Origin of the sequence: Nitrospirillum amazonense, assembly GCF_007828035.1 — a bacterium.
Classification (GTDB): domain Bacteria; phylum Pseudomonadota; class Alphaproteobacteria; order Azospirillales; family Azospirillaceae; genus Nitrospirillum; species Nitrospirillum amazonense.
Map to the genome: position 1 here is coordinate 555,025 of NZ_VITV01000003.1, position 19,731 is coordinate 574,755.

A 19,731-nucleotide genomic window follows, 5' to 3' on the forward strand; every position below is an offset into this window, starting at 1 on the left:
TGCTGGCTTCAGATGACGCTGACGCCGCCGTCCACGGCCAGGATCTGGCCGGTGATGTGGCCGCCGGCGGCCGTGGCCAGCAGCAGGGCGGCACCCTTCAGATCCTGGTCGTTGCCCAGCTTGCCCAGGGGGGTGCCCGCCACCAGGTCGGCCTCATGCTTGGCCAGGGTGCCGCGCGTCATCTTGGACGGGAAGAAGCCCGGCGCCAGGGCGTTGACGGTGATGCCATAGGGGCCCCATTCCGCCGCCAGCACGCGGGTCATGTTGACCAGGGCGCCCTTGGTGGTGCCATAGGCGACGGTGCCCACCATACGCGGGTGGTGTCCTTGCAGTCCGGCGATGGAGGCGACGTTGACGATGCGCCCCCGCTTCAGGGGCAGCATGGCGGCCCGCGCCACGGCCTGGGTCAGGAAGAACACGGCGTTGAGGTTCAGGTCCACCACCTTGGCCCACTGTTCCGGCGTGTGGTCCTGCGCCGGGGCACCCCAGGTGGTGCCGGCGTTGTTCACCAGCACGTCGATGCGGCCCAGGTCCGCCATCACCTTCTCCACCAGCGGGGCCATGGCCTCTTGGCGGCTGAGGTCGGCGGGAATGGCGGTGGCGGTGATGCCCTGGCCGGCCAGGTGGGCCACGGCGGCCTCCAGCTCCTCCGCCTTGCGGGCCACCAGTACGGGATGGGCACCGAACTCACCCAGCGCCTCCGCGATCTGCAGGCCCAGCCCGCGCGATCCGCCGGTGATCAAAGCCACCTGGCCGGACAGGTCGAACAGGCGATGCAAAGCATCCGTCTTGGGGGCGGCGAGCGAAGACATGATGGGCGTTTCCTCCTGTCGTTCGGCATCCCGGATGCGTTGCCGGGGCCGGTATTTACCCGTGGCCCGGTCCCCTTCGGGGCGGTTGCCGGGCGGGGGCACTGTATGCCATTGTTCGTTTGTTGGACAATTGAAATATCGCCCTGAAAACACAAGATCAATTCCGGCACGCGGCGGCTTGTGCTAGAGGGGCTTTCATAAGGACGGGCCGCAGTGAACTGCCGCCTGGGGTTTCATCATCCGCACGGGACCAGTGTCGGGCCTATTCGGCACGGCGGGCAAAGGGGCATTCGGCGCATGGCGTTCGCACGGCTGGCCATCCTGCCCACCTATAAGGTGGTCAGCGACACCATAGAGCGGGAGATACTGGCCGGCAGGTTGAACGCCGGGGATATCCTGCCGACGGAGACGGAACTGGCTGACCAGTTCGGCGTCACCCGCCACACCGTGCGCGAGGGCATCCGCATCCTGGAGCAGAGCGGCCTAGTACGGCGGGAGGCCGGGCGGCGCCTTTATGTCGCCGAACCCCACTACGGCGACCTGGCGCCCCGCCTGTCCCGCGCCATGGTGATGCAGCGCGTCACCTTCCGCGAGTTGTGGGAGGTGTCGATGGATCTGGAGCCCAGCGCCGCCGCCCACGCCGCCGGCCGCATCGACGCCAGCCGCCTGGCGCAGCTGCGTGCCAATGTGGAGGCGACGGAGGAGGCCATCACCGCCGGTGCCTCCATCATCCCGCTGGACGTCGCCTTCCACATCCTGGTGGCGGAGGCGGCGGGCAACCGCGCCCTGCTGCTGGCGCGCGAGCCGGTGACCCAGCTGTTCTATCCCGCCCTGGAACGGCTGTTCCGCCATCCAAAGACGTCGGCGGTGGGCCCCCGCCGCCTGGTGGAAGCCCACCGGCGCATCGTCGAGGCCCTGGCCGACGGCGACGCCGAGGTGGCGCGGGAATGGATGCGCAAGCACATGGTGGATTTCCGCCGGGGCTACGACACCGCCGGGCTGGACCTGGACGAGGCCTTGGATCCCACCGCGGCGCCGCCCGCCGCCCCCCCGCCACGGCGGTGAACCACCACCGTGGCGCGAGACATTTTCCTGTTTCGCGCACGCAGCAATTGCGGTCACAACCCTGGCTCCGGCCCTTAACAGGTCGGTAACCATAAACCGTTGGTGGTGCTGACAGATTCCGAATCGGGCGACCGTTTCGGATGGAACGGATGCGCACATGCCCTTTTAACCGTGAATGGCGGTTGAACCTCGGGCACGGCTGGCCTACGCCATACGCATGTCATAGGATGGCAATCGTGTGCCCGTCCGGACAATTTGCCGGCCGCATTGGAAATACTGCAGCGATATCAAGCCACTATATCCATTTATGCCACGACGCACCCGCGCGTACGCGGACCGGTGGGGTGCCCGCCCTTGGACCAATTGTCCAATCCCCCCTACACAATGAACTCGATAAATGACGCGGCGGAGGTCTAGTTCTTTTGCAGTGCGAAACCTCACGCGACGCGGCGGGGTGGCGTGCCTTGCGTGCGGGCCGGCAAGGGTCAGCATTGAGGGGTCAACACCACAACCCAAGCGCGCCAATGGCTAAGCGCCCAAAAATTAGAATCATGAGTTGACGATCAATCACGGCTTTACGTGGACAGAATGACTGCGACCCTTAGAATTTTGCGGAGCCTTCGCGGCCGCACAAAATCCCTGGCGGCACTCATGGCCGCTGCGCCTTTCCTCAGCGGCTGCGACATGGCCCTGCTGGATCCGGCGGGCCCCATCGGTGCCGAGGAAAAGTCGATCATCATCCTGGCCACGTGCCTGATGCTCATCGTCGTGATCCCCGTCATCGCCATGATCTTCCTGTTCGCCTGGCGCTACCGCGCCTCGAACAAGGCGGCGACCTTCAAGCCGGACTGGGACCACTCTTCCAAGATCGAGCTGGCGGTGTGGGGCATCCCCTGCGTCATCATCGCCGTGCTGGCCTATGTCACCTGGGTGTCTTCGCACACCCTGGAGCCCAGCCGTGAGCTGGTCGCCGACAAGAAGGCCGTCGAGGTCGAAGTCGTCTCGATGGACTGGAAGTGGCTGTTCATCTACCCCGAGCTGAACATCGCCTCGGTGAACGAGCTGGCCTTCCCCGCCGGCACCCCGGTCCACTTCAAGCTGACCTCGGCCACGGTGATGAACTCCTTCTTCATCCCGCGCCTGGGCAGCCAGATCTACACCATGCCCGGCATGGAGACGAAGCTGAGCCTGCTGGCCGACGCCGCCGGCGACTTCGACGGCCTGTCCGCCAACTACAGCGGCGGCGGCTTCTCCGACATGCATTTCGTGGCGCACGCCATGACCGACGACGCCTTCGCCCAGTGGGTGGAGAAGGCGCGCGCCGGCGAGGGCAAGCTGACGATGGCCAAGTACCGTGATCTCGCCAAGCCCAGCGAGAAGGACCCGGTCTCCTACTACGCCGAGGTCGAGCCCACGCTCTACCACGACATTCTCAACAAGTGCTCGGACGGTTCCACCTGCATGGACGCGGCGGTCAGCCTGGCGATGGCCAAGGAAGTGGCCGGCGGCGACCTCCAGCTGTGCAATCCCGCCAAGCCGAGGGGTTAATCCATGTTCGGTAAACTGACTCTCGAGGCCATTCCCTACCACGAGCCCATCATCATGGGCGCCGTGGCGATGATGGTCCTGGGTGGTGCGGCCCTGTTCGCGGGCATCACCTTCTTCCGCCTGTGGGGCCCCCTGTGGTCCAAGTGGTTGACCTCGGTCGACCACAAGAACATCGGCATCATGTACATTATCCTGGCGCTGGTCATGCTGCTGCGTGGCTTCGCCGACGCCGTGATGATGCGCACCCAGCAGGCGATGGCCTCCACCGGCGCCGCCGGCCCGCTGCCGCCCGAGCACTTCGACCAGATCTTCACCGCCCACGGCGTCATCATGATCTTCTTCATGGCGATGCCCTTCATGGTCGGCCTGATGAACATCGTCGTGCCGCTGCAGATCGGCGCGCGCGACGTGGCGTTCCCCTACCTGAACAACCTCAGCTTCTGGCTGACGGCCGCGGGCGCGCTGCTGATCAACATCTCGCTGGCGGTGGGTGAATTCGCCCGCACCGGCTGGCTGGCCTATCCGCCCCTGTCGGAGCTGCAGTACAGCCCCGGCGTCGGTGTCGACTATTACCTGTGGGCCCTGCAGATTTCGGGCGTCGGCACCCTGCTGGCGGGCGTGAACATGATCACGACCATCCTGAAGATGCGGGCCCCGGGCATGACGCTGATGCGCATGCCGATTTTCACCTGGACCACGCTCTGCTCCAACATGCTGATCGTGGCGGCCTTCCCCATCCTGACGGCCACGCTGGCGATGCTGTCGCTGGACCGTTACCTGGGTATGCACTTCTTCACCAACGACGGTGGCGGCAACGCCATGATGTACGTGAACCTCATCTGGGCCTGGGGCCATCCTGAGGTGTACATCCTGGTCCTGCCGGCTTTCGGCATCTTCTCCGAAGTCATCTCCACCTTCTCGTCCAAGAAGCTGTTCGGCTACACCTCGATGGTCTACGCCACGGTCTGCATCACCGTGCTGTCGTTCATCGTGTGGCTGCACCACTTCTTCACCATGGGCGCCGGCGCCAACGTGAATGCCTTCTTCGGCATTTCCACGATGATCATCTCCATCCCCACCGGCGCCAAGATCTTCAACTGGCTGTTCACCATGTATCGCGGCCGGGTGCAGTTCACCGTTCCGGTGCTGTGGACCCTGGGCTTCATGGTCACTTTCGTCATCGGCGGCATGACCGGCGTGCTGATGGCGGTGCCCGCCGCCGACTTCGTCCTGCACAACAGCCTGTTCCTGATCGCCCACTTCCACAACGTCATCATCGGCGGCGTGCTGTTCGGCTACCTGGCCGGCTTCACCTACTGGTTCCCCAAGGCCTTCGGCTTCAAGCTGAACGAAACCTTGGGCAAGGTGTCGTTCTGGTGCTGGCTGGTCGGCTTCTACCTGGCCTTCATGCCCCTGTACGCCCTGGGCCTGATGGGCATGACCCGCCGCATGAACCATGTCGACAACGTCGTCTGGCACAACTACCTGCTGGTCGCGGCCCTGGGTGCGGCGGTCATCGCCTGCGGCATCGGCGCCTTCGTCCTGCAGATCCTGGTCAGCGTGCTGAACCGCAAGGCCCTGCGCGACCTGACCGGCGACCCGTGGAACGGCCGCACGCTGGAGTGGGCGACCTCGTCCCCGCCGGCGTTCTACAACTTCGCCGTCGACCCGGTCGTCACCAGCCGCGACGCCTTCTGGGAGCAGAAGCAGACTACCGGTGCCGGCCTCCAGCCCCTGCCGGCCTACGGCAAGATCCACATGCCCCACAACACGGGCACGGGCGTCATCCTCGGCGGCTTCATCGCCGTCCTGGGCTTCGCGCTGATCTGGCACATCTGGTGGCTGGCGGTCGCCGCGTTCGCCGCCGCCGTGGCGGTGGGCATCGGCCACACCTTCAACGAGAACCGGGACTACTACGTCCCCTCCGAGACGGTGGCCGAGACCGAGGGCAAGTACTTCAAGCAACTGACGTCGCAGGTCTAAGACGATGAGCAACGCACATTCCGTCGCGGCCGCCGACGCGGCCCTGCTTAATGCCGTGGAGGCTCATGACGAGCACCACCACGACGATGGTTCCAAGACCACGCTGGGGTTTTGGATCTACCTGATGAGCGACTGCATCCTGTTCGCCGCCGTGTTCGCGGCGTTCGCGGTGCTGCGCGGACAGACGGCCGGCGGGCCGGACGCCAAGGAGCTGTTCAGCCTGCCCTACGTGGCCGGTGAAACCGCCTTCCTGCTGGTGTCCAGCTTCACCTACGGCATGGCCATGATCGCCGCCGAGAAGCAGAAGCAGTCGGCCACCCTGCGGTGGCTGGGTGTCACCCTGCTGCTGGGCCTGGGCTTCATGTTCATGGAACTGCATGAGTTCGCCGAGCTGATCGGCGAGGGTGCGGGCCCCGACCGGTCGGCCTTCCTGTCGTCGTTCTTCACCCTGGTCGGCACCCACGGCCTGCACGTCCTGTCCGGCATGGTCTGGATGGTGACGCTGATCGCCCATGTGCTGCGCCGCGGCCTGACCCACGCCAACATCGTCCGCCTGACCTGCCTCAGCCTGTTCTGGCACTTCCTGGACATCGTCTGGATCGGCGTGTTCACCATCGTCTACCTGTCGGGAGTGGCCGCGTGATGGCTACCGCACACACCACTGCTCACGGCCATGATCATGGCCACCATGGCGAGGGCGCTCACGGCAGCGTGAAGTCCTACATCGTCGGCTTCGTCCTGTCGGTCATCCTGACCGCCATCCCCTTCGGCCTGGTCATGTCCGGCGCCCTGCCGGCCGGGACCGCCATCCCGGTGTGCTTCGGCCTGGGCATCGTCCAGATCATCGTGCACCTGGTCTACTTCCTGCACATGAACAGCTCGTCGGCCCGGTCCTGGAACATGGCCGCCTTCCTGTTCACACTGCTGATCGTCGCCATCCTGGTGGTTGGTTCCTGGTGGGTCATGCTGCACCTGAACGCCAACATGATGCCGGGCGCCATGCCCATGGAGTAAGGCGTCTTCCCGGGGGCAGGGCTGGATCAGCATCCTCCCCTCCCCCCGGGCGCTTTCCCACCAAACCCGCGCTGTTGACCACCGTGCCGTTGGGCACCGTCAGGGCGACCACGAGACCACCCGGCCCCCTGCGGCGGGATGGCCCCGTGGTCGCCTTCGTCATTGCCGGCCCCCCGTTGAACCGTTAGTCCTACCGGAAAAGACATCCGTCACCGGGAGGGACTAGGGACAGGATGGAAGAGATTTCGATCCAGGACACCACCAACAAGAAGAACCTGCTTCTTCTTGTGACCCTGCGATGGCTGGCGGTCGGCGGCCAGGTGGCGACCATCGCCATGGCCCAGGCCTGGTTCGATATCGAACTGCCCCTCATTCCCATGGCCGGGGTGGTTCTGTTCCTGGTGCTGCTGAATCTGGTCAGCCTGTACCGCAGCCGCACCAGCCCGCACATCGCCAATGGCGAACTGTTCCTGGGCCTGCTGCTGGACGTGGCCGCCCTGACGGTGCAGCTGTACCTCAGTGGCGGCGCCACCAACCCCTTCGTCTCGTTGTTCCTGCTGCAGGTCATCTTAGGCGCCGTGCTGTTGCAGCCGGCCCTAACCTGGACCCTGGTGGGCCTCACCAGCGCCTGCTTCGTCGGCCTGACGGCCTATCACCGGGACATCGCCCTGTTCTCCCAGGGGCTGGCCTCGGCCGGAGGGGCCTGGCCCCGGGTGTTCGACCTGTACCTGGCCGGCACCTTCATCTGCTTCCTGCTGGCTTCCGTGCTGGCGGTCAGCTTCGTCACCCGCATCAACGGCAACCTGCGCCAGCGCGATGCCCGCCTGTCCGATCTGCGGCAGAAGTCGGTGGAGGAGGACCACATCGTGCGCATGGGGCTGCTGGCCTCGGGTGCCGCGCATGAGCTGGGAACGCCCCTGGCCACCCTGTCCGTCATCCTGAACGACTGGCAGCACATGCCGGCCAACGAGCGCGACGCCGAACTGCTGGACGACGTGGCGGAGATGCAGGCGGCATTGGCCCGCTGCAAGGAGATCGTGTCGCGCATCCTGCTGACGGCGGGCGAGGCGCGGGGCGAAGGGGCGGAGCGCACGACCCTGGTGCGGTTCCTGGACGCCGTGGTGGCGGACTGGCGCCGGGCTCACGCCGACCGCGCCATCGACTACACCAACCACATCACCGACGATGTGGCCATCGTGTCCGACACCGCCATCAAGCAGAGCCTGTTCAACGTCTTCGACAACGCGTTGGAGGCCAGCCCCGCCTGGGTCGGTATCGACGTCGCCTGCCATGACGGCCTGCTGACCGTCACGGTGCAGGACCGCGGGCCGGGCTTCGCGCCCGACATCCTGGCCCGTTTCGGCAAGCCTTACCAGTCCACCAAGAACAAACCAGGCCGTGGCCTTGGCCTCTTCCTTACGGTCAATGTGGCGCGCAAACTGGGTGGCCGGGTAACCGCCGACAACAACCCAGCCGGTGGCGCCACCGTGGAACTGCGCCTGCCCATCGAATCGCTAATAATCGCGGATGGGGTGATCGAGGATGCCGATGATGGACGATAATCCCATTGCCGACGAGGACGCCCCCGTCCTGCTGATCGTGGAAGACGACCCGTCCTTCGGCCGGGCGCTGAAACGGTCGTTCGAGCGGCGGGGATATCATGTGGTGAGCTGCGACCGGGCGGAAGCCGTGCCCGACCTGCTGACCAAAGAGGCGCCCGACTTCGCCGTGGTGGACCTGAAGCTGGCCGGGGCCTCCGGCCTGGAATGCGTGAAGATGCTGCACGCCCATGATCCGGAGATGAAGATCGTGGTGCTGACCGGCTTCGCCAGCATCGCCACGGCGGTGGAAGCCATCAAGCTGGGGGCCTGCCACTACCTGGCCAAGCCGTCCAACACCGACGACATCGAGGCCGCCTTCGGCCGCACCGAGGGCGACAGCGGCGTCGGCCTGACCACCCGCGCCACCTCCATCAAGACGCTGGAGTGGGAACGCATCCACGAGACCCTGGCCGATACCGGCTTTAACGTCTCGGAAGCCGCCCGCCGCCTGGGCATGCACCGCCGGACCCTGGCCCGCAAATTGGCCAAGCAGCGCGTCAGTTAATTCCGGTTGACGGCACAACCTTGGCTGGCTGGAAATGGGCCCCACCAGAAAACGGGAGGGGTCATGGATCTGTTCAGCCTGGAAGGAAAGCGGGCGCTCATCACCGGATCGACACGGGGCCTTGGGCACGCCATCGCCCTGGAAATGGCCCGCGCCGGCGCGACAGTCATCATCTCCAGCGAAGTGCCGGACGACTGCGCCCAGGTGTCGGCGGCGTTCGCGGCCCAGGGGTTGAGCGCCCTGGCCATTCCCTGCGACGTCAGTGATGACAACGCCCTGGACGACCTGGCGGCCGCCGCGGAAAGTCGGCTGGGCGGTATGGACATCCTGGTCTGCAACGCCGGCCTGAACCTGCACAACGGCCCCAGCGCCACCACACCGGATGAGGCCTATGACCGTGTCATGGCCATCAATCTGCGCAGCGCCTTCCGCCTATGCAACCGTATCGCTCCGTCCATGGCGGCACGGGGGGACGGTGCCATCATCCTGATGTCCAGCCTGTCCGGCTTGCGCGGCAACCGCGGGCTGGGCGTCTATTCCATGACCAAGGCGGCCCTGGCGCAGATGGCGCGCAACATGGCGGTGGAGTACGGCCCCGGCAATGTGCGGGTCAACGCCATCTCCCCCGGCCTGATCGACACCGACCTATCGGCGGTGTTCAAGGCCGACCCGGCCCGTTTCGAGAAGCGTATGGCCCAGACGCCCCTGCGGCGCATGGGCACGCCGCGCGAGATCGCGGGCACCGCCGTCTACCTGGCCTCCGCCGCCGGCGCCTTCGTCACCGGTCATAACCTTGTGGTGGACGGCGGGACGCTGATCACGGATTGATCGGCGTCGGGATCATCAAGCCGCCAGCAGGCCGCCAGCGGGTCCCGCCGGGCCGTCCAGCACGTGGTCCGGCGCTGGAACACCCTGGAAGTGACCCAGCAGCACCCGGGCGACGTCCACCTCCGCCGTTGGTCGTCCACCATTGACGCGGCCGACCGCCCGGACCAGCAGATCCGGCGCGTCGGTGACGCGCCCCTGGCGGGCCTGCGACCGGGCCAGGCTGATCGCCGCCCGCAGATGCCAGGACAATGCCCCTTGACGTTCGGCCACCGCCAACGCCTGGCGATACAGCATCTCGGCCGCCGCCTTGTCGCCCCGCTGAAACAGCAGTTCGCCATTCAGGCGCATCAGTTCCGGTTGAGCCCAGCCTTCTTCATTGGCCTCGGCGCGGGCCAATGCCGCCCCGACCATCGCCAAGCCGCCCTCCAAATCGCCCGCGCGCGCCAGGGCCAACGCTGTCTCGCGCACCAGGATGCCATAGCGCGCATGGGACAGGTCGCCGATATTCGCCATCTGGCGACGCAGTTCTTCCAACCCCTCCGCCGTCCCGCCGGCTCTCTGGCGCAGGATCAGGCCGAAGCCGCGTGCCCACGGCTGCCAAGTCAGCGAACCGTGCCGCTCCGCCAGCAGCGTCAGCAGATCATTGTGTCGCTGCGCCGCGGCCCAATCCCCCGTCATCATGGCCAGAGGACAGGCCGACTGCCCCAGCACGACGCAGGTGGTGTAGGCGTGATCCAGCGCCATTGCCTGCTCCAGGCAACGGCGCAACTGTTCCATTCCCTGGTCGATATTCCCCTGCAGCCAAAGCATGCCCGCCAGCGCGCCGCGCGCCACGATCTGCTGGTCCATTTGAAACCGGATGCGGCGCCCCGTGGCCGGCCCGCTCTCCGCCAGGCTTAACGCCATCTCCGTGTGATGGCGGGCCTCTGCCGGGTCGCCCAATATGTACAGCGCCCCGCCAACCATACGCTCAGCCAGCGCAAGAGCCGACGGATCGCCCCCCTCGGCCACATCCTTCCGCATGCCCCGGACCAGTTCCAGCGCCTGGCGCACCCGGCCCTGCTGAAGATGGCAGAAATAGAGGCCCTGTTGCGCCTGCAGCCGGCCGTCCCCATCACCCAGACGGCCGGCGGTGGCCAGGACTCCCTCCCACAACGCGGCCACCTGATCGGGCGGTGCGATGCTCATCACGGTGACGGCCATGACCCATAACATTTGCAAGTCCAGGCTCTGCCGATCATCGGCGTGGGGCAGGGGGCTGCCCAGCGCCAGCGCCGCCCAGCGGTGGCATTCCATACCAAGGGACAGACACTGCCAAAGGGGGGCCACGGCCAGCACCAGTGCCCGCCCCACGCGTACTCCCTCATCACCGGCATGGTTAAAACACCAGTCCAGCGCCTGGCGGACGTTATCGATCTCCACCGCGTAGCGGTGCGCCATCTCGCCCGCCGGGCGGGTGGCCCACTCCGGCAGGATGGACTGGAACAGGCGCAGATAGTGGGCGGCGTGGGCCACCCGGGTTTCCGCACCGCCACCACTGGCCTCCAGCCACTCCCCCGCGTAAGTCCGTACCGTGTCCAACAGGCGGTAGCGCGCCTCCGTCCCCCGCCGGTCGGCCACCACCAGGGATTTGGCCACCAGTTCGTCGACGATATGCCCGCTGGTGCCCTCGCCATCCAGGTCGGCCGGAGATACGACCGCCATCGCGGCGGCGGCATCAAAGCCGCCGACGAACACCGACAGCCGGTTCAGCACCGCCCGCTGCGCGCCGGACAACAGGGCGTAGCTCCAATCAAAAGCCGCCCGCAGCGTCTGGTGACGCGGCGGCGCGGTACGCCGCCCGCGCACCAGCAAGCCCAGGCGGTCGTCCAGCCGGCATGCCACACCGGTGATGCCGTAAGCGGCCACCTGGCCGGCCGCGAGTTCCAAACCCAGGGGAATGCCGTCCAGACGCTGGCAGATCTCCGCCGCCGCGGGTGCCTCCGCGTCCGTCAGCGCGCCGCCGCCAGCCCCCGCCGCCGCCCGCGCCATGAACAACTGCACCGCGGAATGCGCCAAGGCTTGGCTGGCGCTCAGACCTTCCGACCGCATAGGCACCACCAACGGCGCCAGGCGGTGGACGTGCTCCCGCTCCAGCCCCAGCGGCTCCCGGCTGGTCGCCAGGATGTCGAGACCGGGCGCGCCGGCCAACAAGGCGTCGGCCAGCGCCGCCGCCGCCGCGATCACCGGCTCGCAACTGTCCAGCACCAGCAGCATGCGCCGGGGTTTCAGGAAGGCCAGTAGGGCCGGCATGGGATTGGCGGCATGGATATGGGGCGCCAGGCGGGCGGCCACCGCGGTCTCTACCAGCCCGCCCTCCCCCACGGCGGAAAGGTCGATCAACGCCACGCCGTCCGGATAGCGCCCAGCCACGGCGGCCGCCACGGCGAGGGCCACCGTCGTCTTGCCCATGCCGCCAGCCCCGACGATGGTAATCAGGCGCTGCCGACCCAGGCTTGCCGCCAGCGTCGCGATGGTTTCATCCCGGCCCAGTGGCGGGGCCATCTGCCGCGACAGGGCGAAGGCGGCCATGGCGGGGGATGTCGGGGGGGCGGGCCCCGCCCCCTCTTTCAGGACCTGGGCGACAAAGCGGTAGCCTTGGCCTGGCACCGTGCCGACATAGGGGCCGTCGTCGCCATCCTGCCCCAGCGCCCGACGCAACTTGCCCATCTGGACGCGCAAGTTGTTTTCCCCGACGTGTAGCCCGGGCCAGACGCGGCTTTCCAACTCCGCCCGGTCCAGCACCTCACCCGCCCGTTCCACCAGCGCCAGCAGCAGGTCCAGGGCCCGGCCGCGCAGGTCGATGGGCTGACCCGCCGTCAGCAGCCGGCGGGCCGGATAAAGGCTGTACGGGCCAAACCGATAGACGGCTTCGGCCGATGGCTTTGTTGTTGCTTGTTCAGGCATGGGTCAGGCCCCGGGGTAGACCGCTTTCTGCATCCGAACAAAAGTGGTTAATAAAGGCAACCATTCCGCCGCCAACCTATACGCCTGCCTTATGGGGCGGCGCTATGCCAGCTCCCGTGTCCAGGGTGCCGAACCGGCGGTGAAGCGGTGCGCCAGGAAATCCAGCAGCACCGCCACCCGGGCGGCGCGCGGACCGCCCGCCGGCGTCACCAGGTTGATGGCCAGGGGTGGCGGTGCCCAGTCGCGGCACGCAACCACCAGGCGGCCATCGCGCACCGCCTCCCACGCCAGAAAATCCGGCTGCATGGCCACCCCCAGCCCAGCCAGCAGCGCGTCCTGCAGCGCGTCGGCGTTGGTCGCGCTCAATGGCCCCTTGACCCGCACCAATTCCTCCGTGCCATCCACATGGACGAAGCGCCACGTCTCCCCCGTCGCCAGATAGCTGTAGACCAGGCAGGCGTGATCCTTCAGGTCGCGTGGCCGGACGGGCATGCCGCGGCGGGCGAAATAGCTGGGCGCCCCGACCACCCATCGTCGCACGGGGCAAAGACGCCGGGTCATGAGGCTGGAGTCGGTCAGCTCGGCGATACGCAGCGCCACGTCCACCCCTCCGGCCACCAGATCGACCAGCCGATCATCCAGCTGCAAGTCTACCGTGACGTCGGGGTAGGCCGTCAGGAAATCCGGCAGGGCCGGGGCCACATGGCGCACGCCGAAGGACATGGGGGCGGCCAGGCGCACGCGGCCATGCGGCTGGCTGGACTTGGCCTGGGCCTCCGCCTCCACGGCCTCCCCCTCCGCCAGGATCTGCGCCGCGCGCACTGCCAGCACCCGCCCCGTTTCGGTCAGCGAGAACCGGCGGGAGGTGCGGTGGATCAGCCGTTCGCCCAGCCGTTCCTCCAGCCGCTTCATGACCTTGGAGACCGTGGCGTTGGAGACGCCGAAATCACTGGCGGCGGCAGCGAAGGACCCGGTTTCCGCCACCTTGGCGAAAATGGCCCAGGCCTCAAGGTCGGGGATGGGCATGGGGACTCTCCGGTGTCATGGCGTCAAAAATGGAAATGATGAAGTTCCATAGTTTCTATTTTCGCCAGCGTCAACCAGGGCCATCTTAGGTCCTGTCAGCGGCGCCCACCGACGCCGCGCCAAGGATGAAAGCAAGGAGCTTTGTCATGATTGAACGTCGTCCGTTCGCCAAGCTGGGTGGCGCCAACCATGGTTGGCTGAAGGCCAAGCACCATTTCTCGTTCGCCAGCTACTACGACCCGTCCAACATGGGCTGGGGCAGCCTGCGGGTCTGGAACGATGACGAGATCGCGCCCAAGTCCGGCTTCCCGCCGCACCCGCATGCCGACATGGAGATCATCACCTATGTCCGCGACGGCGCCATCACCCACCAGGACAGCCAGGGCAACGAAGGCCGCACCGAGGCCGGCGACGTGCAGGTGATGTCGGCCGGTTCCGGTATCCGCCACGCCGAGTACAACCTGGAGAACGAAACCACCCGCATCTTCCAGATCTGGATCCAGCCGGAAACGCGGGGCGGCACGCCCTCCTGGGGCGCCAAGCCCTTCCCCAAGGCCGACCGGTCCGGCAAATTCGTCACCCTGGCCAGCGGCTTCACCGGCGATGAGGGCGCCCTGCCGATCCGCGCCAAGGCCCGGGTCATGGGCGCCACGGTGAAGGCGGGCGAGCGGGTGACCCTGACCGTCGACCCCAGCCGCCATGTCTACCTGGTTCCGGCCACGGGCGTGGTGGAAATCGACGGCGTCCGTATCGAGGCCCGTGATGGCGCCGCCATCACCGACCAGGCCACGGTCGAGGTGGTGGCTGTCGAAGACGCCGAGGTGGTGCTGGTTGACGCCGCCTGACGAATACCGGGGCGCCGCCGCGGCGGCGCCCCGCCCTTCGGCCCTATATCACCGGCCGAGTACCGGCCCATGGGCTTGGAATGGCGCGGCAAGGACCTAAATGCTTGATGCTGGCCGCCAATACCGGCGGTTCCTGGCGATCGTCGCGCAACCGTTCAAGACGGGGGCAACCCTACAAGACAGGAGCGAAACGGGCTGTTACGCCCCACGCATCCTTACGATCCACGACGGGAGTTCCGACCCATGAGCACCAAGCCGAATTTCCAAGGCGTCCCGGGCGCGCTGACGCCGCTGCTGGCCGACATGTTCGCCCTGTACCTGAAGACCAAGAATTTCCACTGGCACATCTCCGGCCCGCATTTTCGCGAATACCATCTGCTGTTGGACGCGCAGGCGGCGGAGATTTTCGCCACCACCGACGCCATTGCCGAGCGCGTGCGCAAGGTGGGCGGCACCACCCTGAAGTCCATCGGGCAAATCGCCAAGCTGCAGCGCATCAAGGACAACGATGCCGATAAGGTGGGCGCCCTGGACATGCTGCGCGAGCTGCACGAGGACAACGTCACCCTGGCCGGCATGCTGCGCGAAGCGCACGAGGTCTGCGACGAGGCGGGCGACGTCGCCTCCGCCAGCCTGCTGGAGAACTGGATCGACGAGGCGGAAGAACGCGCCTGGTTCCTGAACCAGACCATCGCCAAGGACTGATCCCCTTGTTCCGGCCCGCTTTTCTTTCGGCCGGTTCATCATTTCAGCGCACAAACCGCCAAATCGCGTTCAACCCTGCAAGTCACCGGCCCCCGGTCGCCCCTACCTTGGGCGCCGTCGGGGGCCGGGTCCCGGTTCCGGACACACCCCGGACATACCAGGAACAGCAGGGTCATGACTCTGAACAACGACATCCACCCATCCCCAGCCGGCGACGACCAGCCGGCCGCCTCTAGCCTGGGCGTCACCGGGGGCGGGCCGGGCACGGGTCGCCGCGCCGTGTTGATGGGCGGCGGCGCCATCGCCGCCCTCGCCATGCTGCCCACTGGCGCCGCAACGGCCCTTGCCGCCCCCACCGAAACCGTTTCCCCCGCCACCGGCCCGCATATGGCCGACAAAGGAACCCATGCCATGAGCTTCATCACCACCAAGGACGGCGTCCAGATCTTCTACAAGGACTGGGGCCCCAAGACGGCGCAGCCGATCGTCTTCCATCACGGCTGGCCGCTGAGCGCCGATGACTGGGACAACCAGATGATGTTCTTCCTGGCGCATGGCTACCGGGTCATCGCCCATGACCGCCGCGGCCACGGCCGGTCCACCCAGACCGACACCGGCAACGAGATGGACACCTACGCGGCCGACGTCATCGCCCTGGCCGCGGCACTGGATCTGAAGAACGCCATCCACGTCGGCCATTCGACCGGCGGCGGCGAGGTGGCGCACTATGTCGCCCGCGCCGAAAAGGGCCGCGTGGCCAAGGCCGTGCTGGTCGGCGCGGTGCCGCCCATCATGGTGAAGTCCGACAAGAATCCGGGCGGCCTGCCGCTGGAGGTGTTCGACGGCTTCCGCACCCAGCTGGTGGCCAACCGCGCCCAGTTCTACCGCGACATCCCGGCGGGCCCCTTCTACGGCTTCAATCGCGCCGGCGCCAAGGTGTCGGAAGGCGTGATCGACAATTGGTGGCGCCAGGGCATGATGGGCGGCATCAAGGCCCATTACGACTGCATCAAGGCCTTCTCGGAAACCGACTTCACCGAGGATCTGAAGAAGATCGACGTGCCCGTGCTGATCATGCACGGTGACGACGACCAGATCGTGCCGATCGCGGACTCCGCGCACCTGGCCATCAAGCTGGTGAAGAACGGCACCCTGAAGGTCTACAAGGGCCTGCCGCACGGCATGGCCACGACCCACGCCGACACCATCAACGCCGACCTGCTGGCGTTCGTTAAGGGCTGAGCGGCTTTGTGAACGGCCTGGGAAGGGGGGTGCGCTCCATGGCGTGCTCCCCTATACCCGTGTCGCTGTCCGCCGCCGCCGGGCGCGCCAGATAGACCATCAGCGACGCCCCCGGCATGGATGGCAGCGACAGAGGCACGAAGTCGTACTCCTGCCGGCCCCGTAGCGGATGGTCTAGCCATTTGCGCCCCGCGCACAGGGCGCGCACCTCCTGCCCCGGCCACACCCGGCGGAAGGTGTCGCTGGCCGCCAGCAGATCGTCGATCAGGGTTCGGAATCGCGGATCATTGGCATGGGCGGCGCTTTGTCCCCGAAAGATGGAGGCCAGCGCGCGGGCGGTGGCGTTCCAATCCGACCGTTCCTCCGGAGAGGGGGAGCGCGTGAAGTAGCGCCACAGCATGTTGCGCGCATAGGCTGGCGCCTCGGCGTCGAAACGGAACAGGTCCGCCGCTCCCTGGTTCCAGGCCAGCACGTCCCAACGCGCATCCACGATGTAGGCCGGATCCGGTTCGAGACGGCGTAACAACACCAATGACTGCGCGTCCACCCCGTCGCCCGTGCCCTCCAGCCGCGCCGGGGGCCGGCGGCCGGCCAGGGTGAACAAATGGTCCCGTTCCACCGCCGTCAGGCGCAGGGCGCGCGCCAGGTTGGCCAATACCTGGTCGGACGGACGGACGTCTCGCCCCTGCTCCAGCGCCGTATACCAGGCGGTGCCTATGTCAGCCAGCTGCGCCACCTCCTCCCGCCGCAGGCCGGGAGTGCGCCGCCGCCGGCCCACAGGCAGGCCGACCGAGGCCGGGTCGAGATGCCGACGCCGGTCACGCAGAAACGCGGCGAACGCCCGGTTACCGCCGTCTACGGAAACACCTGCGGGTAGGGGGCTGTCCATAGCCTGATAGTCCCAATAGTAGGATAACTGGATTCTTCTTATAGGATACAGCGCTGGTCATTCTTTGGTCCAGACCGGCCACGCACAGGCGCCGTGGGCCGTTTCCTGACCGGAGAATGATCATGACAAATCCCCTCCCCATCGATTCGCGTGTGGCCCTCATTACCGGCGCCAACAAAGGCATCGGGCTGGAGATCGCGCGGGGCTTGGGGCGGCACGGAATTACCGTGTTGCTGGGCTGTCGGAACGAGGCGCTGGGCCGCGATGCCGCCGGCCAGTTGACCCAGGAAGGCCTGCACGCCCACGCCCTGACCCTGGACGTGACCGATCCGGCCTCTATCCTGGATGCAGCGGCGCGCATCCAGCAGCGCTTCGGCCGGCTGGACATCCTGGTGAACAACGCGGGCATCGCCGCGCGGGAAGAGGCTGATGCCGCGCGCGAAGGCAAGCCCCTGGTGGACGTGGAAGTGATGCGCCGCGTTTATGAAACCAACGTCTTCGGCCCCGTCGCCGTTACCCAGGCACTGCTGCCGCTGCTGCGCCAAGCGCCTGCCGGCCGCATCGTCAACGTTTCCAGCGGCCTGGGCTCGCTAACCAATATGAGCGACCCCCGGCATCCCTACGCCGGGCTGGCCGTCCCGGCCTACGCGTCGTCCAAGGCGGCGCTGAACGGCGTCACAGCGCAGCTGGCCAAGGCGCTGAAGGACACGCCCATCAAGGTGAACAGCGCCTGCCCCGGCCACTGCGCCACCGACCTCAACCGTCACAGTGGGCCGCGGACGCCCGCGCAAGGGGCGGCGACGCCCATCCGCCTGGCGCTGCTGCCGGACGACGGGCCGACCGGCGGCTTTTTCAACGACGAAGGCGCCCTGCCGTGGTGACAGGGTAACATGCTAATGGACTGGCGGGCGATGATCCCGCCGGTCCATGCGGCTTAACCGGAATCCGGCTACGTGGATCAGCCGGAGGTCATCGTGGTCTTCAAATTCAGCGCGCCGACAGGGGACGTGCCGTAGCAATTCTCCGCCGCCCAGGTGCAGCCGGCGCCGTTGACCATGTCGAAGCCGCCGCCCGACTGCCGCATCAGCACGTGGCCGGCGGCGTTGCCGTTCACCTGCGCCAGCCGCGATTTGCCGGTAGTTGCCATGGCCCCGCCGGACGACTGGTCGCAATTGTCCAGCACCGTCAGGTTGCTGAACCAGCCGCGCACCATGTAGGTGGCCCCGCCGCCCTCATTATAGCCGGTGCAGTTGCGCAACCGCATCTGCACCAAGCCGTAGACATGGGCGCCATTGGGGTCGCCCGGTGATAGCGAGCGGCAGTTGTTCTCGAAGCCCACCTGCTCGATGGCCGCACCGCTGGAGGTGCCGTTGTTGTAATAGAAGCCGTAGCTGCCGTTGTCGCGGCAATACCCGCCGAAGATGCGGACATCGGTGGTGCCGCCGTATGTCGAATCAAAATTGGTGGCCATCATCCCGCACTTGGTGTTCTGGGCGAAGAAGCAGCCCACCACGGTGATGGCGGAGCAAACGCCGCCCTTGGACTGGGCGAAGACAGCGCCGTTCTGCTTGCAGTCCTGGAAGAAGCAGCCGACCAGCAGGGATTCGAAGACGTTGCCCTCGAACAGCAGGCCGTTCAGGCCCGCGCCCTCGATGCACAAGCCATCCAAGGTGACGTTGTAGAAGAAATAGGAACTGCCGTAGGCGATGATACGCAGCCCGTTGCCGTCCTTGCCGCTGCCCAGAATCTTCATGGCGCCCAGGATGCGGAAGTAGCGGACGGTGTTGACCGCCTGCAGGCTCATGATGTCGGTGCCGTTGGTGATGGTCGACACCAGGGTGGCGCCCTGCGCCTGCAATCCCCAGGGCTTGCCCGCGTCCTGGGTGGATACGAAGGAGATGGTCTTGGCGATGGCGTAGGTGCCGGCCGGCACGATGACCATCAGCCCCTTGGTGGCCGCCGCCGCCAAGGCCTTGGAAAAGGCGGCGCTGTCGTCCGTGACGCCGTCGCCAACCGCGCCATAGTCATAAATGGTTGGGGTGGCCTTGGCCGTGGTGGTCTGCGCCACCTGGACGGCCCCCTCGGCCTCATCAGGGGCCGGTGCGCCCGCGCGCGCGGCGGCCACCGCAGACAAGCCGAAGGGCAGCGCGGCACCGGCCGCGATCAAATGTCGGCGATCCATGATTTACCTCGCTGAAGAACAATGTGTTCCGCCACTGTCCCTGTTGAAGCCTGAATTTCCTGGCCGTTTAGGAAGTTCCAGCTTAAGGAGCGCTAGACCTATGGGGGAAGAGGGTGGCAGCTCTCTTTCGGCGGTGCCGTATCAGAATTCACCGACACGTACAGTCTCGCAAGACCAAAACCGCGCAAATAGAGGTAGCATTCGGTATACCTCCGACAGCAAATTTCCCGCCATTTTATACCGACTTCATCCACCACTGGAGACATAGGCAGGTTTTCGTCATATGCCGCACTGCAATAGACATATGCCACCCGCGCCATGTGACGAAACTGTGTTCGCCGAATGCCCAATAGCAGCCACGCGCCACTGCAGGGCATTGTTCCCCTGCTTGCAAACGGCACCAATCCGTTTGATAGATTGCCTTTATGTTAAATTGTATGTAATCACCACTTGCTCAATCGGTATCGACCTAACCAAGCAGCTCTGTCCAACCAGTGCCTTTCGGTAGTGAAGCAAGCGACCGGCCCCACGCCACGGTGA

General features: G+C 66.4%; 17 protein-coding genes. 12 read left to right on the forward strand and 5 right to left on the reverse strand.

The window, feature by feature from the left end:
* Positions 1 to 8: 8 nt before the first annotated feature.
* A complete protein-coding gene (locus FBZ87_RS10360; protein ID WP_145610236.1) occupies positions 9 to 812 on the reverse strand; it encodes an SDR family oxidoreductase in 804 nt (267 codons plus the stop codon).
* A gap of 297 nt (positions 813 to 1,109) precedes the next feature.
* Here FBZ87_RS10360 and FBZ87_RS10365 point away from each other — a divergent pair, with 297 nt between their 5' ends.
* The 8 genes from FBZ87_RS10365 to FBZ87_RS10400 all read left to right on the forward strand — a co-directional run bounded on the left by FBZ87_RS10365 (position 1,110) and on the right by FBZ87_RS10400 (position 9,356).
* Entirely contained in the window at positions 1,110 to 1,877 is a 768-nt protein-coding gene (locus FBZ87_RS10365) for a FadR/GntR family transcriptional regulator (protein WP_145610237.1), read from the forward strand.
* 651 nt (positions 1,878 to 2,528) lie between these two features.
* Entirely contained in the window at positions 2,529 to 3,425 is an 897-nt protein-coding gene (gene cyoA, locus FBZ87_RS10370) for a ubiquinol oxidase subunit II (protein ID WP_145610238.1), read from the forward strand.
* Between the two features lie 3 nt (positions 3,426 to 3,428).
* The gene (cyoB, locus tag FBZ87_RS10375) at positions 3,429 to 5,408 is read left to right on the forward strand and encodes a cytochrome o ubiquinol oxidase subunit I (protein ID WP_145610239.1); all 1,980 of its coding nucleotides are present in this window, start codon (positions 3,429 to 3,431) and stop codon (positions 5,406 to 5,408) included.
* Positions 5,409 to 5,412: 4 nt separating this feature from the next.
* Positions 5,413 to 6,051 carry a cytochrome o ubiquinol oxidase subunit III gene (gene cyoC, locus FBZ87_RS10380; RefSeq protein ID WP_145610240.1) on the forward strand — a complete coding sequence of 213 codons (639 nt, stop codon included), beginning with the start codon at positions 5,413 to 5,415 and terminating at the stop codon, positions 6,049 to 6,051.
* A complete protein-coding gene (gene cyoD / locus FBZ87_RS10385; RefSeq protein WP_040849428.1) occupies positions 6,051 to 6,422 on the forward strand; it encodes a cytochrome o ubiquinol oxidase subunit IV in 372 nt (123 codons plus the stop codon). The genes cyoC and cyoD overlap by 1 nt, the downstream gene beginning before the upstream one ends.
* Before the next feature lie 233 nt (positions 6,423 to 6,655).
* Positions 6,656 to 7,984, forward strand: a complete 1,329-nt coding sequence (locus FBZ87_RS10390; protein WP_145610241.1) for an ATP-binding protein — start codon at positions 6,656 to 6,658, stop codon at positions 7,982 to 7,984.
* On the forward strand, positions 7,971 to 8,528 hold the full coding sequence (locus tag FBZ87_RS10395) for a response regulator transcription factor (protein ID WP_145610242.1): 558 nt from the start codon (positions 7,971 to 7,973) through the stop codon (positions 8,526 to 8,528). Before FBZ87_RS10390 ends, FBZ87_RS10395 begins: the two co-directional genes overlap by 14 nt.
* 63 nt (positions 8,529 to 8,591) lie before the next feature.
* Positions 8,592 to 9,356 (forward strand): SDR family NAD(P)-dependent oxidoreductase, encoded by a 765-nt coding sequence (locus FBZ87_RS10400; RefSeq protein ID WP_145610243.1) that lies wholly within the window; start codon positions 8,592 to 8,594, stop codon positions 9,354 to 9,356.
* A 15-nt stretch (positions 9,357 to 9,371) separates the two neighbouring features.
* On the opposite strand, the gene FBZ87_RS10405 is transcribed toward FBZ87_RS10400, so the two are convergent.
* The gene (locus FBZ87_RS10405; RefSeq protein WP_145610244.1) at positions 9,372 to 12,302 is read right to left on the reverse strand and encodes an ATP-binding protein; all 2,931 of its coding nucleotides are present in this window, start codon (positions 12,300 to 12,302) and stop codon (positions 9,372 to 9,374) included.
* A gap of 102 nt (positions 12,303 to 12,404) precedes the next feature.
* Positions 12,405 to 13,328 carry a LysR family transcriptional regulator gene (locus FBZ87_RS10410; RefSeq protein ID WP_145610245.1) on the reverse strand — a complete coding sequence of 308 codons (924 nt, stop codon included), beginning with the start codon at positions 13,326 to 13,328 and terminating at the stop codon, positions 12,405 to 12,407.
* 146 nt (positions 13,329 to 13,474) lie between these two features.
* Here FBZ87_RS10410 and FBZ87_RS10415 point away from each other — a divergent pair, with 146 nt between their 5' ends.
* The 3 genes from FBZ87_RS10415 (at position 13,475) to FBZ87_RS10425 (ending at position 16,120) form a co-directional block, all read left to right on the forward strand.
* Positions 13,475 to 14,173, forward strand: coding sequence for a pirin family protein (locus FBZ87_RS10415; protein WP_145610246.1), 699 nt, complete (start codon positions 13,475 to 13,477; stop codon positions 14,171 to 14,173).
* A gap of 243 nt (positions 14,174 to 14,416) precedes the next feature.
* Positions 14,417 to 14,878 carry a Dps family protein gene (locus FBZ87_RS10420; RefSeq protein WP_145610247.1) on the forward strand — a complete coding sequence of 154 codons (462 nt, stop codon included), beginning with the start codon at positions 14,417 to 14,419 and terminating at the stop codon, positions 14,876 to 14,878.
* A 174-nt stretch (positions 14,879 to 15,052) separates the two neighbouring features.
* Positions 15,053 to 16,120, forward strand: coding sequence for an alpha/beta fold hydrolase (locus FBZ87_RS10425; protein WP_425465728.1), 1,068 nt, complete (start codon positions 15,053 to 15,055; stop codon positions 16,118 to 16,120).
* Here FBZ87_RS10425 and FBZ87_RS10430 read toward each other — a convergent pair.
* Entirely contained in the window at positions 16,110 to 17,009 is a 900-nt protein-coding gene (locus FBZ87_RS10430) for a helix-turn-helix transcriptional regulator (RefSeq protein ID WP_145610248.1), read from the reverse strand. The two genes, FBZ87_RS10425 and FBZ87_RS10430, sit on opposite strands and share 11 nt — an antisense overlap.
* A gap of 122 nt (positions 17,010 to 17,131) precedes the next feature.
* On the opposite strand from FBZ87_RS10430, the gene FBZ87_RS10435 reads away from it, so the two are divergent.
* A complete protein-coding gene (locus FBZ87_RS10435; RefSeq protein WP_145610249.1) occupies positions 17,132 to 17,890 on the forward strand; it encodes an SDR family oxidoreductase in 759 nt (252 codons plus the stop codon).
* A 77-nt stretch (positions 17,891 to 17,967) separates the two neighbouring features.
* Here the strand turns inward: FBZ87_RS10435 and FBZ87_RS10440 are convergent, their stop codons facing one another.
* A complete protein-coding gene (locus tag FBZ87_RS10440) occupies positions 17,968 to 19,191 on the reverse strand; it encodes a glycosyl hydrolase family 28-related protein (protein ID WP_145610250.1) in 1,224 nt (407 codons plus the stop codon).
* Positions 19,192 to 19,731 lie beyond the last annotated feature (540 nt).

Bases quoted from the DNA above. Each gene is read 5' to 3' on its own strand.
- FBZ87_RS10360 (WP_145610236.1), bottom strand. From the start codon at position 812: ATGTCTTCGCTCGCCGCCCCCAAGACGGATGCTTTGCATCGCCTGTTC.
- FBZ87_RS10365 (WP_145610237.1), top strand. From the start codon at position 1,110: ATGGCGTTCGCACGGCTGGCCATCCTGCCCACCTATAAGGTGGTCAGC.
- cyoA (WP_145610238.1), top strand. From the start codon at position 2,529: ATGGCCGCTGCGCCTTTCCTCAGCGGCTGCGACATGGCCCTGCTGGAT.
- cyoB (WP_145610239.1), top strand. From the start codon at position 3,429: ATGTTCGGTAAACTGACTCTCGAGGCCATTCCCTACCACGAGCCCATC.
- cyoC (WP_145610240.1), top strand. From the start codon at position 5,413: ATGAGCAACGCACATTCCGTCGCGGCCGCCGACGCGGCCCTGCTTAAT.
- cyoD (WP_040849428.1), top strand. From the start codon at position 6,051: ATGGCTACCGCACACACCACTGCTCACGGCCATGATCATGGCCACCAT.
- FBZ87_RS10390 (WP_145610241.1), top strand. From the start codon at position 6,656: ATGGAAGAGATTTCGATCCAGGACACCACCAACAAGAAGAACCTGCTT.
- FBZ87_RS10395 (WP_145610242.1), top strand. From the start codon at position 7,971: ATGATGGACGATAATCCCATTGCCGACGAGGACGCCCCCGTCCTGCTG.
- FBZ87_RS10400 (WP_145610243.1), top strand. From the start codon at position 8,592: ATGGATCTGTTCAGCCTGGAAGGAAAGCGGGCGCTCATCACCGGATCG.
- FBZ87_RS10405 (WP_145610244.1), bottom strand. From the start codon at position 12,302: ATGCCTGAACAAGCAACAACAAAGCCATCGGCCGAAGCCGTCTATCGG.
- FBZ87_RS10410 (WP_145610245.1), bottom strand. From the start codon at position 13,328: ATGCCCATCCCCGACCTTGAGGCCTGGGCCATTTTCGCCAAGGTGGCG.
- FBZ87_RS10415 (WP_145610246.1), top strand. From the start codon at position 13,475: ATGATTGAACGTCGTCCGTTCGCCAAGCTGGGTGGCGCCAACCATGGT.
- FBZ87_RS10420 (WP_145610247.1), top strand. From the start codon at position 14,417: ATGAGCACCAAGCCGAATTTCCAAGGCGTCCCGGGCGCGCTGACGCCG.
- FBZ87_RS10425 (WP_425465728.1), top strand. From the start codon at position 15,053: ATGACTCTGAACAACGACATCCACCCATCCCCAGCCGGCGACGACCAG.
- FBZ87_RS10430 (WP_145610248.1), bottom strand. From the start codon at position 17,009: ATGGACAGCCCCCTACCCGCAGGTGTTTCCGTAGACGGCGGTAACCGG.
- FBZ87_RS10435 (WP_145610249.1), top strand. From the start codon at position 17,132: ATGACAAATCCCCTCCCCATCGATTCGCGTGTGGCCCTCATTACCGGC.
- FBZ87_RS10440 (WP_145610250.1), bottom strand. From the start codon at position 19,191: ATGGATCGCCGACATTTGATCGCGGCCGGTGCCGCGCTGCCCTTCGGC.